The organism is Mammaliicoccus sp. H-M34 (genome assembly GCF_022386495.1).
GTDB classification, from domain to species: domain Bacteria; phylum Bacillota; class Bacilli; order Staphylococcales; family Staphylococcaceae; genus Mammaliicoccus; species Mammaliicoccus fleurettii.
Window position 1 is genome coordinate 395,490 of record NZ_JAJNIK010000003.1, and the last position, 14,973, is coordinate 410,462.

General features: G+C 28.8%; 10 protein-coding genes. All 10 read left to right on the top strand.

Annotated features, from left to right (window positions below; genetic code table 11):
* Positions 1–12: 12 nt before the first annotated feature.
* Positions 13–1,179, top strand: coding sequence for a glycosyltransferase (locus LQ608_RS06210; protein WP_239750765.1), 1,167 nt, complete (start codon positions 13–15; stop codon positions 1,177–1,179).
* A 137-nt stretch (positions 1,180–1,316) separates the two neighbouring features.
* On the top strand, positions 1,317–3,302 hold the full coding sequence (locus LQ608_RS06215) for an acyltransferase family protein (protein WP_239750768.1): 1,986 nt from the start codon (positions 1,317–1,319) through the stop codon (positions 3,300–3,302).
* Between the two features lie 167 nt (positions 3,303–3,469).
* The gene (locus tag LQ608_RS06220) at positions 3,470–4,753 is read left to right on the top strand and encodes a nucleotide sugar dehydrogenase (protein WP_239750769.1); all 1,284 of its coding nucleotides are present in this window, start codon (positions 3,470–3,472) and stop codon (positions 4,751–4,753) included.
* Between the two features lie 18 nt (positions 4,754–4,771).
* A complete protein-coding gene (locus LQ608_RS06225) occupies positions 4,772–5,716 on the top strand; it encodes a hypothetical protein (protein WP_239750772.1) in 945 nt (314 codons plus the stop codon).
* Positions 5,716–8,346: a glycosyltransferase gene (locus LQ608_RS06230; protein WP_239750775.1), complete on the top strand. Its 2,631-nt coding sequence runs from the start codon at positions 5,716–5,718 to the stop codon at positions 8,344–8,346. Before LQ608_RS06225 ends, LQ608_RS06230 begins: the two co-directional genes overlap by 1 nt.
* Positions 8,347–8,372: 26 nt before the next feature.
* A complete protein-coding gene (locus LQ608_RS06235) occupies positions 8,373–10,202 on the top strand; it encodes a hypothetical protein (protein WP_239750777.1) in 1,830 nt (609 codons plus the stop codon).
* Positions 10,203–10,225: 23 nt separating this feature from the next.
* On the top strand, positions 10,226–11,038 hold the full coding sequence (locus tag LQ608_RS06240; RefSeq protein ID WP_239750778.1) for an ABC transporter permease: 813 nt from the start codon (positions 10,226–10,228) through the stop codon (positions 11,036–11,038).
* A 12-nt stretch (positions 11,039–11,050) separates the two neighbouring features.
* The gene (locus LQ608_RS06245) at positions 11,051–12,262 is read left to right on the top strand and encodes a glycosyltransferase family 4 protein (RefSeq protein ID WP_239750779.1); all 1,212 of its coding nucleotides are present in this window, start codon (positions 11,051–11,053) and stop codon (positions 12,260–12,262) included.
* Positions 12,263–12,374: 112 nt separating this feature from the next.
* Positions 12,375–13,163 carry an ABC transporter ATP-binding protein gene (locus LQ608_RS06250; protein WP_481817130.1) on the top strand — a complete coding sequence of 263 codons (789 nt, stop codon included), beginning with the start codon at positions 12,375–12,377 and terminating at the stop codon, positions 13,161–13,163.
* 23 nt (positions 13,164–13,186) lie between these two features.
* Positions 13,187–14,512: a glycosyltransferase gene (locus LQ608_RS06255; protein ID WP_239750784.1), complete on the top strand. Its 1,326-nt coding sequence runs from the start codon at positions 13,187–13,189 to the stop codon at positions 14,510–14,512.
* The last annotated feature ends 461 nt before the right edge of the window (positions 14,513–14,973 follow it).

The following is a 14,973-nucleotide window of genomic DNA, read 5'->3' on the forward strand; positions in this document are numbered from 1 at the left end:
TAGGTGATTATTATGAAGTCTTTTACATTTTTAGTTCACAATATATATCATATGGGTGGTACAACTAAATCAATTTCTAATTTGGCAAATATTTTAAGTGAAAAAGGACATAAAGTAAAAATTATTTCAGTTTTTAAAGCAAATCAAAAACCTTATTTTGATTTGCATGAAAAAATTGAAATCAAACCAATTATAGAGTATAACAAAACATTTAAAGGTTTAACTAACATATTTATGAATAGAGTGAATAAATTCACACCTTTACTTAAACCGAAAATGATACATCCGTCTGAGCCAGGATTACATCAGTTTTCAAATTATATAGAGAAACAAATTATTCGAGAAATTAAAAATGTTCGTACAGATATAATTGTAGGTACACGTGCAAGCTATAATATACTTGTTGCAGATTATGGTCCAAGTGAGGTCTTAAAAATAGGTATGGAACATATGTATTTACATGCGCATAATGAACAATATCAAAAAAGCATTCTTGAATCTTATAATAAGCTAGATTTGGTAACAACCTTGACGAATGAAGATAAAATGGATTATCAGCAAGGATTGTCAGAAACCAAGGTTATAATAGTACCTAATATTCTTAAAGAAACTAAATATGATATTGCAAAGCAAAATGTTATTACTGCTGCTGGTCGTTTTGAACAAGAAAAAGGTTTTGATTTACTAATAGAAAGTATTAACCATATACAAGAAACTATGAGGAAATACGACTATCAACTTGAAATATACGGTGATGGCCAAGAAAAAGAACATTATAAAAAAATGATACAACAATATGGTATAAGTGATATCGTTCAATTGAAACCAACTACAAATCAACTATCTAAAATTTTAGCATCTAGTAAAATTACCGCAGTTCCATCCAGAGTTGAAGGATTTGGATTAGTCATTTTAGAAGCGATGTATCAAAGTAATATTGTGGTGAGTTATAAAGGTTGCTATGGACCAGAATTTTTAATAGATAATAAAGTTAATGGTTATCTAATAGAACAGCAAGATATAAAGCGTTATGGGAATCAATTGGCATATATTATTGAAAACTATAATAGCGATGAAATACAGAATATTATAAGTTATGGTGAACAAAGAAGTGCACATTTTGAAGGTGACACAATATATCATCAATTTATTAAAAACATAAATCTGCATATGAAATAGTAGAATCCCTAACAATTCAATTGTTAGGGATTCTTTAATTACGTATTAAGATATTGTAAATATTATATATTTATCTTTCTAATGAATATCTAGATAGATATACTAACATTTGTATAATATTAAAAGGAGTTTTTCATATGCAGACACAACCAATCAATATAGAGAGGAAATTTAGACCTGAAATCGAGGGTTTAAGAGTCATTGCAGCATTGCTAGTAGCAATTTATCATATATGGTTTGGAAAGGTATCAGGAGGCGTAGATGTATTCTTCGTTGTTTCAGGATTTCTTATAACGACATCAATCATATCTAGATACAATAGGGAAGGATCATTTAAATTTTTACCTTACATAACAGGTTTAATTAAACGATTATTTCCATCAGTTATCACAGTATTACTTACAACGGTCGTATTAAGCTTTTTCTTATTGCCTGAATCGATATTAGGTAAAACTATAAAAGAAATTATAGCTTCGTTGTTTTACTATCAAAATTGGCAACTCGCTTTATCAAGTACTGATTACTTAAATAAAGATCAAATGAAGACACCAGTAGAACATTTCTGGGCAATGTCTATACAAGGACAATTTTATATTATTTGGTTCTTATTATTTAGTTTGATTTTTGTGATATATAAAAAGAAAGCAAACTTGAAAATCGTAAATATAATGAATTTATTCTTAGGTACTTTATTTATTGTATCTTTTATTTATTCAATATATTTAACACATGTAAATCAACCATGGGCATATTTCCATACATTAACTAGAGTTTGGGAGTTTTCATTAGGTGGGTTATTAGCAATTAACTTATCTAAAATAAAAATATCCAGTGTAGTAGCTAGCATTATAGGTTGGTTAGGTCTAATTGGTTTGATCTTAACAGGTGTTATTTTCAATGTATCAACAATGTTTCCGGGATACATTGCATTATGGCCAATGCTTTGTGCAGTATTTATTTTAGTATCTGGAAACCACGAAACAAAGCTTGGTGTTAAGAAATTTCTAGGTTCTTCCTTTATGGTAAAAGTAGGTGGATTATCATTTGGGTTATACTTGTGGCACTGGGTAATACTTTCATTCTATCAATATCATAACAACGAAAAACCAGGTATTATTTTAGGGATTTGTATGATTTTACTTTCTTGGTTATTATCATACTTAATGACAAAATATATTGAAAAGCCAATTCGAACAGCATCTTCAGATAAAATTTCATTTAAAAAGTTAGGTATTGGTTTAGTAATTAATTTGTTAGCTGTGGCAGCATTATATTTCATTGTATTTAATAATCCATTAGAAAAAGATAAAGTTGCATTAAGTGAGGACTATCCTGGTGCAATGGCTGCAGAAAAACAAGTTAAAGTAAATGATGATGTAGATGTGATACCAGAATTTTCGAAAATTAGAAATGAATCTCCTGATTCTACTAGAGACAAAGTACATCAAAAAATAGGTGAGTCAAAAGTTTTAGTTGGAGAATATGGTAAAAAAGAAGATTATGATAAGACAATTGCATTAGTTGGGAGCTCTCATGCACAACATTGGCTTGGTGCATTACAAACCGCTGCTAAAGAAGGTAATTACAGAGTCTTAAACATGACGAAAAGTGGTTGTGTATTAACAACTAAAGATAGTGAGCAAGATTGTACGGAATGGAATAAAAACTTAATCAAAGAAATTGAAAAGCAAGATATAGATTTAGTTGTAACAACAGCAGATTCAAGTACAGATATAAATGGTAAAATAGATCCATTACAAATTAAACAATTTGAGAATATCACCGCAACTAAGACACCGATAATGGCAATAAGAGATAATCCGCGTTATGAATTTAATGTTCCAGAGACATTAGATAAATTTGGTGAAAAAGAAACAATCAATAAAATGAATGCAAAACAACGCTTACCAAAAGAGGATAAATGGAGTCAACTTGAAGAAAAGCCGAAGAATACAAAATATGTTGATTATACAAAGTACTTTAAAGAAAATGGCAAATTTGTACCGGTTATAGGAAATGTAATTGTCTATATGGATAAAGGACATATATCAAATAGCTATTCAAAAACATTCGGACCTAGATTAAAAACTGATATTGAAAAATATTTAAAAGAACTCAATTAATTTTGAGTTCTTTTTATTATTAAGCAAATGTAAACTATGATAAAAGAATGTAAACCCTTCCTTAAGTATCTGTTAAACAACTGTTTATTGCTTTAATAATAGTTACAATATAATTAATATTACATAAGTAATAGCTTAACAATTAATTATTAAAGGATGGATATAATATGAAATTAACTACTATTGGTTTAGGATACATCGGATTACCAACCTCAATTATGTTTGCGAAACACGGCGTAGATGTTGTGGGTGTAGATATAAATAAAGAAGCAGTGAATAAATTAAATAACGGTCAAATTCATATAGAAGAACCTGGCTTACAAGATGCTTATGAAGAAGTATTATCTAAAAATAAATTTAAAGCTAGCTTAAAACCTGAAAAAGCAGATGCTTTTATAATTGCAGTACCTACTCCAAATAATGATGATCAATATGAATCATGTGATATTTCATTAGTAATGGGAGCAGTTGAATCAATTGTTCCATTTTTAGAAAAAGGAAATACTGTTATTGTTGAATCTACAATAGCACCTAGAACAACGGATGATCACGTTAAACCTTATCTTGAAAGCCAAGGCTTTGAAATTGGTAAAGATATTTTCCTAGTACATTGTCCTGAACGAGTATTACCAGGAAAGATATTACATGAATTAATTCATAACAATAGAATTATTGGTGGTATCACGCCGGAATGTGTTGAAGCAGGTAAAAAAGTTTATGGCACATTTGTACAAGGTGAAATGATTGAAACTAATGCTAAAACTGCTGAGATGAGTAAATTAATGGAAAATACTTATAGAGATTTAAATATAGCATTAGCAAATGAACTCGCTATGGTATGTAATCATTTAGATATTAATGTATTAGAAGTGATTAAAATGGCGAACAAACATCCTCGTGTTAATATTCATTTGCCAGGACCAGGAGTTGGCGGACACTGTTTAGCAGTTGACCCATACTTTATTATTGCAAAAGATCCAGAAACTACACCGTTAATTCAAGAGGGCAGACGTATTAATCGTTCAATGCCTCAATATGTCATTGAAGAATCTAAAAAAATATTAAAAGAATTAGGTGGCAACAAGATTACAGTATTCGGCTTAACTTACAAAGGCGATGTAGATGATGTAAGAGAATCACCTGCCTTTGATATTTATAATGATTTGAGAAAAGAAGACGATCTTATAGTAGAAACATATGATCCACATGTTGAATTAGGCTTTGTTGAGAAAGATATTAAAAAGGCAGTTCAAGATGCATCATTAGTATTAATTCTAAGTGACCATTCTGAGTTTAAAACATTAACTGATCAAGACTTTGAAGGTATGAAAAATAAAATCATATTTGATACTAAAAATGTTGTTCAATCTAAATTTGAACATGTTAAATATTATAATTACGGCAATTTATATACATTCGGAAAAGAAATTGCATATTCATTTAATAAGTAAAGATTGAGGGGTCTTCGTATGATTGATGTAAAAAGTCCATTTATTCAAAGCGGATTAAGTTTTCAAATTATTTTAAGAGAACCAGAAAATCAAGAAATATTTGATGTAGATGACGATGAAATTATTGTAAATCATGTTTCTGATTATTTAAATAAGGCTTTAAAAGTTATTTCAGTAAAAGACATAGAAAGTGAACTTTATGGACTCGTTGTAAGAGGTACCAATATAATTGGATGGACTAAATTGAATAACTCTATCAAATTAATTTCAAAGCCTATAGAAACAATAAGAGTTGATTTAACTCATTTTAATACGCCACAAATAAATAGAGATTTAGGTTTTAAAGTAGATTATAACTTATTATTCCAAGAGAAGAACTATTCTTCTAGAGCTTTATATTTATATGAAGGTGAAATTTTAGAAGCAATATTTAATAAAGGTACATTTAGTGGTTTTGTAAAAACTGAAGATATAGACAGAGCAGTTATGATAAATACTAAAGTATCTATAAAAAATTCTACTTTATTTTATCAAGATAGTGCCAAGAACAAAACAATTGACCTTTCTTTAGATGAAGAACAATTTGACTTTAACAATGTGAATATCGATATGGTATTTTTAAAAGCGAAATCAGTTCGCGTTATTATTAAAAAGAAAAAATATTGGATTAGTCTTTCAGATTTAATTGATAACGAAATGATTGATTCTTTAGAAAGTATAAGTTATGAAAATTATAATGAATTGGAACTAGAACAGTTAGATATTATTACTAATTTTCAAGAAGAAAGAAAAGAATCTAAATCGGCTATTGTTCGTTTGATTAATGAGAATATTAATTTACAAAAAAGTCATAAAAAAGAAGAAAAAGCACAATACGAAAGACTATATCACAATTTAAGAAATTCTAAATTAGGAAAAATTCAAACGAAATACTGGAGTTGGAGAAATAGGAGGAAATCATAATGTCTTCAAATGAACCAACAAAAATCGACAAAAGTAATAAACTTCAAACAGCTAAAGAAGAATTAGTTAACTTTGACGACAAAACAAAAGTTGAACAATTAGAAGAAGTTCTGGATATTGTTGAACAAGATTATATGTATGGGTTGTATAAGCTTAAGAAAGTAAAAGATTATACTAATCATCATAATTATTATAAAAAAGTTGCAGATGAATCAAAATTAGATTTCCTTGAAAATCATCAACAACATATCTCACAACTTAATAGCTCTAACGAATCAAGAGTATTTGTAAAAAATAAATATAAAGTTGGTTTAATCGCTGATGAATTTTTATATAATTCATTTAAAGATATAGGTAATATTGTATATATAGATAGTGAGTTTTCATCATTAAGTGATAATATGGATGTGTTGATTGTAGCAACTGCATGGAGAGGTATAGATGGAAGCTGGACTGGTCTAGCATCAGTCAATAGCGAGAAGAGAAGAATGTTAATAGAAGGTATACAAAAAGCGAAAAATCTTAATATACCAATTGTATTTTACTCGAAAGAAGATCCTGTTAATTTCCATTTATACAAAGATATTGCTACTGAGTGCGACATTATTTTAACTTCTGCAGAAGAGGTTGTTAATGATTATAAAGAATATTGTCAAAATGATAATGTTCATGTACTACAGTTTGGAATTAATCCACATTATCATAATCCTGTTGGTTCAAGAAGCCAATATAATCAAGCATTTAAAAATGATGTTATTTTTGCAGGAAGTTGGACTGAAAAATATCCTGTAAGAAACCAAGAATCAGCAAGAATTTTTGATGAATTAATAAATAATGAAAATGATTTAACGATTATAGATAGAAATTTACCTTTAAGAAGAACGCGTTATCAATTTCCTATGAAGTATATTCCATTTTTAACAATGCCAATCGATCATAATGAACTTATGAGCTTACATAAAGTTTATAGATGGGCAGTAAATGTGAATTCAGTAAAATATTCAGAAACTATGTTTGCGAATAGAATTTTTGAATTACAAGCGTTTGGTAATTTAATCTTATCTAACTATTCAGTTGGCGTGAATAACCAATTTCCTAATGTGTTTATGATTAATCATAAAAGCGATGTAGCACCAATTATGAATCAATATAAAGAATATGAAATTGAAGATATGCAGGCGAAAAGTATTAGAAGTGTTATGAGAGATAGCACAACTTATCATAGATTAGATGAAGTTTTATCGTATATAGATATAGAACCAACTCAAAAGGACAGTAAAGTTTTAGTAATTGTTGATCAATTAACAGATAAAATGAATGATATTTTATCTCGTCAACTTTATGTGCAATTTGATGTAGCCGAAGCTAACCAGACTATAGATGATTATAGTCAATATAAATTCATAACATTTATGAAAGACTCTATTTCATATGAAGAATATTATTTAGAAGATTTATTTTCAGCTTTTAAATATGTAGATGTTGATTTTGTCACTAAGGATAAACAACATGAAGCACATCAATATATTGATGAAGCAAAAAACAAATATTTAACGATGTATCATAGAAATATTGTAGACGAAAACTTAAATATATTGCAATCCAATAATGGCTATAATTTAGATCGATCCGAAATTTACGAATCTACTTTATATGGTCAAAATAAGCAAAACAAAAAGTTGAGTGTAATTATCCCTATACACAATAATGGGACGTATTTAGAAGATAAATGTATGCGTAGTTTAAGAAGATCCTCTATCTTTAGTCAAATGGAGATTATATTTGTAAATGATGGAAGCACAGATTCAGAAACGATTTCTATTATTAATAGGCTAAGAAGAAGATTCCCTGATATTGTGTATTATGAATATGAACAAGGATCAGGAAGTGCATCAAGACCTAGAAATAAAGGTGCAGAGCTTGCTTCTACAAAATATATAACTTATCTTGATCCTGATAATGAAGCAACAGGCGATGGATATGCAACTTTATTAGAAGAAATCGAAACAAATAAAGATGTAGATATGGTTGTTGGAAATATTATTAAAGAAGACAACAAACGTAGAGCATTGTTTAATTATGCTGGAACTGTTAAGAAATACAATGACGGTAACTTATTAATTGAAGATCCTAAGAAATATATGAAGAAATGTGGATTACGAGCACAAAGTATACAAGCTTTAGTTATTAAATCAGCAATTATTAAAGATAATAACATTCAAATGATTGAAGGAGCAGCTGGGCAAGATACATTGTTCTTCCAAGAATTGATGATTAATTCTAAAAAAGTAAAAGCTGTTACTGACGTTATTCATATGTATTATGCAGCTGTTTCAGGTTCTGTAACTAATTCAATTTCCAAAAAATTATTCGATAAATATTATGCTTTAGAAATTGAAAGAATTCCTTTCTATGAAAAGCACGGCTTACTTAGTTCGTATTTAGAACATAGATTTAACTTCTATGTTAAAGGTTGGTATTTACCAAGACTTGAGAAAGTTAAGCCTGAAGAAAGAAAAGAAGCGGTTGAGAGATTTTTAGAAATTTATAGTTTATACGATCAGTATAAGCGTCCAGAAGACCATGATTTAAATCAATATGTTGAAAATCTAAAAAAAGAAGTTCAATAAGTGATGGATAATAGGGGGAGAATATGATGGATAATGTATTGGCTAAGTTTCATAAAGCATATATAGTATTACCTAATCAATTCTCTCTTGATCATACATACTATCAAGAGAATACGAATATTGGAAAGTTTAATGTTTATTACGCTCATGACTTAGCTCAATGTGAAGTAATGGTGAATGAAACAAAAGTCATCTTATTAGGTCATTTAGTTCATACTCAAAATAGTGAATTAAACTATCATGAAATATTCTCTCGCTTATTATCACATGAGTTAGATTCTTATGAATTTCTTGAAGAGATGAGTTTTTATAATGGACGATATGCAATGTTTATTGAATATAAAGGACAAGTGTATTTTTATAATGATGCTACATCATTTTTGTCTTTGTATTATCATAATGAATTATCAATGTATGCTAGTCATTCAGAACTACTCAAGCAGTTGATTGAAGAGTACTATAATATTGAGTGTGAAAAAATAGCTTCTAAATCAAATGGGTTTTTAGACTATAGCAAATATAAAAATATATATAAGTTTAATTCCAATACACGGCTAAATATGACGCAGCATCAAATTAAAAGAATTTATCCAATTAAATCTTTTAAAGTCAAAACTGCTGAGGAAGTATTGAACTTAATAGATAATGAAATAAAAGAATCAGTTAAATATTTATTTAATTTAGATAAAAAAATATTATGCTCTATTACAGCAGGGCATGATTCAAAAGTATCATTATCATATATAAAAGATTTTGTGGATAGTGTTAAATTCTTCACTTATACGAGAAACATAGATGAATTGGAAAACAAACAAGTTTCGAAGATATATAAATTAGATGAATCAATCGCACGTAAAATTGCTTATAATCTTAATTTAAACTATAAATTATTTAATATGGATAATTCGTCTATAAAGCCTGAAATGAAAGTTAAATATGAACAATATGAAACAAGTCATAGCATTAATTTAATCAATTATTATAACGAAAATTATGATTTTCAAAATGCATTACATTTAAAATCGACAATTTTTGAATTAGCGAAAGATATCGTTCCAAAAAGTATTCAAACAAAAGATTCTTTTATTCCTTATACGAATGCTATTAAAAAATGGGCTAAAGACTTTCCGTTTGATGATGAGCATCAAATAGAATATTTATCTCGTTTTATTGAAAGAAATGAATTGAATAAGACGATAGAAATGGGTTATCATCCATATGAAATTTTATACTATGAATCTAGAATGAACGGATGGCATAGTTGTATTATTCAAGAAAGTGATGACTTTTTAGATGTCTTTAGTTTAATTAATACAAGGCATATACTATTTGAATTACTTAAAATAAATGATTCAGATAAAAAAGAAAACAAGCTTCATCAATTGATTGTAAAAAATAATTGGCCAATTTTAAATTATTTTCAAGTAAACAATAGCCAAACTTTAGAAAATAAAGTGGATCAATTGGAACAGCAAATAAATGAACGCAATAGTAACTTAGAAAACATCATAATTGAAACAGATGATTTTTATCAACGTAATAATTTAAATAGCACAAGGTTTAGAGCACTTTCAAATAAGTTTAGCGATGTAAATAAAAAGATATTTACTTTAACTAACAAAACTAATAACGTTCAAAAAATTGAAATAAAAACATTTTATAACAACACTAATGGCAGAGAGATAATATACTTTGATATTGAGGATCATCAAATCGATTTAGTCGATTTAAGTATAAATGGATATGATTTGAATTTTAATCCTCATGAGTCAAAAATAATTTCAGTATATGCAAGTAAAAATTTTGAAAAGTCATCGTGGATAAATGCTTCAGAATTTGAACTTATTGAAAAATAAAAAATCAAGTAGGTCGTTATAATATGAAGATAGTTACTGAAATCTTTAAAGAACAACTTAATAATTTACCTAAAATTTTGAAACTTGCAATTTATAATATGAAAAGTCAATACGCCAATCACTATCTTGGCGTGTTTTGGAATATATTACAGCCAATACTACAAGTAGCAGTTTATTATCTCGTATTTGGTTTAGGTTTAAGAGGAGATGCAAATGCACAAGTAGTTGGTGTACCATTTTTAGTACATTTAATTTCAGGTCTCTTTCCATGGTTATTTATATCACAAGGTATAAATACTGGTGCAACTTCAATACAAGGTAATGTAGGACTATTATCAAAGATGAGATTCCCATCATCAATATTTATTTCAATCGCATTAACTAACAATATGATTAATTTAATGATTACATCATCAATATTATTTGTAATTTCACTTATTAATGGTTATGTACCATGGTGGCACTATTTCTGGTTTATTTATTTCTTAGTAGCATCATATGCAATTATTTTTGGTATTTCACTAATTATGAGTACTTTAATAATTATCATTAGAGATACTAAAAATTTACTTCAAAATATCATTAGAATGTTATTCTTTATGACACCAATATTTTGGGCGATGGAAGAGGCACATGGTATTCTACAAAGATTAGCGAGCTTGAATCCATTTGCTTACTTAGTAGGTGTATACAGAACGGCATTTGTTCATGGAAATGTATCAGTATATGGAGAATGGCATGATCATTTATATTTTTGGTTAATAACAATATTATTATTGTTAATTGGTTCATTAATTCATTCAAGATTTAAAAGGAAGTTACTAGACTACTTATAGGGTGTTTATAATATGACAAAGAAATTATTAATGATTTCCCAAAACTTTTACCCAGAACTCGGATCTGCAGCAAACAGAATGAAAATGATGTTTAAAGCATTTAAAGTCAAAGGCGCAGATCCGACTATGTTAACAACTGAACCAACATATCCAAATCAAAGCTTATTTGATGATGATGCATACTTTACTGATCAATCTTTAAATAAATTAGAAAAAAGTAAAATTATACGTATGAAAATGCATGGTAATAAACAAAATAGTAATTTTATTATGAGGTTAGTATACTATATAGAACAGTACGTTAGATTAAAAGTATTTCTGAATATGCATAAAGAAGATTATGATATTATATACGTTTCCAGTCCAAATATATTTCTTGCTTGGGCGACGCTTTTTTTCAAAAAAGCAAAAAAACCGACATATGTTTTAGAAATTAGAGATTTATGGCCAGATAGTGTAAACGGTTTAAAACATATAAACATCAGTTTATTTATGCCACTTTTAAAATATTTAGAGAAGAAGATGTACAATTCTACAGATAAAATTGTTATAAACAATGAAGCATTTAGAGCACACATACAAAATAAATTAGAAAATAAAACACCAATTTTTTACTTACCTAATGGAATTTCAAAGAGTGAGCTAATAACAGAAGAAAAGTATCAAGATTTCAGTGTAATATATACTGGAAATATAGGGTATGCTCAAGATGTCGATAAGTTAATCTCAATATGCAAAGCATTAAATAATAAAAAAATATACGTAACTGCTATTGTGTACGGTGTACAAGCTGATAAATTTAGAAAAGCTGTCAAAGAATGTGCGTATATCCACGTGAAAAAGCCAGTTGATCGTGTAGCTTGTCTATCAGAAATTTCTAAACATCATGTATCACTTTCAATATTAGAATCGTCAGATGTTTTTATGAATGTTATGCCAGGTAAAATTGTTGATTCAATAGGAGTAGGTACTCCGCCCGTATCCAATATAAGTGGTCCTACTGAAGCGATTATACAAAAATATGATTTAGGATTTGCTCGGAAACAAGCTTCAAATGAAACAATAGTTAATGAGATAGAATCTTTAAAAAATGACAAAAATAAGTTGTTGAAAAAAGAAAACAACGCAAAAAAATACCGAGATGAACATTTAATTTGGGAAGATAATATTGAAAAGCTAATTACGTTTTTAAGAAAAGGTGATGAAGATGACAAAAACATATAAAATTAAATGTGAAAATGTCTCAAAGGTTTATGACTTGAATGTAAATAGAAAAGATAAATTATTATCTTTATTTACTTTTGGCTTAAGTTATAAATCAAAACCTTACTATGCTTTGCACGATATAACATTTGAAGTTGAAGAGGGGACATCTGTAGGTATTATTGGATTGAATGGTTCCGGAAAGTCAACTCTATCTAATATTTTAGGTGGGGTAGTCGAACCGTCATCTGGTACAGTACATACAAATGGAAAACCTTCCTTAATTGCTATTGGTGCAGGTTTGAACCCAGATTTTACTGGTGCAGAAAATATTCAATATAAATGCTTGATGCATGGTATGACACAAAAGGAAATCAATGAAAAATTTGATGATATTGTACAATTTAGTGAATTAGATGAATTTATATATCAACCTTTAAAATCGTATTCTAGCGGTATGAAGTCTAGACTAGGATTTGCTATAGCTATCCATACAGACCCAGATATATTAATTGTTGATGAAGCTTTATCTGTAGGAGATGAAACTTTTTCAAATAAATGTATAGATAAAATGCATGAATTACAAGAGCAGGGTAAGACAATATTTTTTGTATCACACTCAGCAGGACAAATTAAAAAAATGTGTAAGAAAGCAATTTGGATACATTATGGAGAAATGGTTGCGTATGGTGATGTTAATGATGTAGTTGCGAGATATGTTCATCTCATTCAAAAAGTAAAAAAGAAAACTAAAGAAGAACAGTTAGATTATAAACGTATTAAAATTCAACAGCAACGCGATAAAGAAGTTGATGAATCTGTAATTCATAAAGAAAAAAGACCAACAAGCATATTAGCAATGATTGGGCTAGTGAGTGTAGCATGGTTGTATATACTGTTGTTCCAAGTAGGTATACTATAAATCATAAAGAATGAGGTTAGAAAATGAAAAAAGTCACAATGTTTGTTTGGAATCATTTTACAAATGATGCGAGAGTAAATAGAGAATGTACAACATTAGCAGAACAAGGCTATGAAGTAGACTTAATTGCAATCGATGATCCTAAAAATCCTGTCATCACAGCCTATGAAGAAATTTCTAATTCATTTAGAGTCCATAGAGTAAAACGTTATCCTTGGATGTTACAAGCATATCAAGATTATGGAAAAAAATTTTTACTAGTAGTTGCTGGTGTTCAAGTTGCGATTATACCAGGGCTTTTTTACATTAGCTTTACTATAATGGCTGCGTATTTAATGTCACTAGCCCTTGCTGCTGGTATGATTAAAATTAAAAAACTAAGAAAATGGTTCATAAACGGTGCCATTATAACGAGAATGATTGTTAAAGGTTATTTCCAGAATGCAGATATATATCATGCAAATGATTTAAATACATTACCTCAAGCAATCGTTTGCTCGAAATTAAGATTAAAACCAAGACCACTTATATATGATAGTCATGAAGTTCAATCAGATAGAACAGGTTATAATAAAGAAAAAATTAAAAAAATTGAATCATTTATGCTAAAATTTGTTGATCAAATGATTGTAGAAAACCATACAAGAGCAAAGTATAACGAAAAAATTTATGGATTTTATCCAAAAACGCTATACAATTACTCTGAAAAATATGATATACAAGATAAACATAAAATCAACTTACATCAAATAATAGGTATAAATGAAGATGAAAAAATATTGTTATATCAAGGTGGACTACAACAAGGTAGAGGACTAGAATTATTGATTAAAGCAATGGACGATATTGAAGAAGGACACTTATTATTTATTGGCGGAGGAAAATTAACACAACAATTAAAAGATATGAGTAAAAATTCTGCCAAAGCAGATAAAATTCACTTTTTAGATAAAGTACCTTTTCAAGAATTACCATCTTATACTAGAGAAGCTTACTTAGGATTTCAAGTGTTACAAAACATATGTTTCAATCATTACTCAGCAAGCTCAAATAAATTGTTCGAGTATATGATGGCACATGTACCAGTTATAAGTTGTGATTTTCCTGAAATCAAAAAAGTAGTAGACGAAACCAATACAGGTATAGTAGTCGACCCTCATAACGCAAATGAAATAGCTGAAGCGGTTAATAAATTAGTGAGCGATGAGGCACTTAGAAATAGACTTAGTGAGAACACTAAACAAGCTAAAGAAATCTATAATTGGAATAACGAAAAAGTAAAACTACTTGAAATTTACAATCAATTCGCACCATTATCAAATAAAGAAATACAATTGAACTTTAAGTAAAGGAAAAGCTGAGACAAATAAATTGTCTTAGCTTTTTCGTGTGGAGAAAGTGAGGATGGTTGGGGCTTGGGTTCGGGATAACTGGCAGAATTCCGAATTATTCTCCTTAGACACTAGTTCTTACGGACATTACTCAGAATTATGTCCCTAACACTACCTCTTACGGACATTACTCAGAATAATGACCCTAACAGCACCTCTTACGGACATTACTCAGAATTATGTCCCTAACACTACCTCTTACGGACACTTCTCGGAATAATGTCCCTAACAACACCCCTTACGGACATTACTCAGAATTATGTCCCTAACAATACATCTTACGGACATTACTCAGAATTATGTCCTTAGCAGCACCTCTTACGGACATTTCTCGGAATAATGTCCCTAACAACACCCCTTACGGACATTACTCAGAATTATGTCCCTAACAATACATCTTACGGACATTACTCAGAATT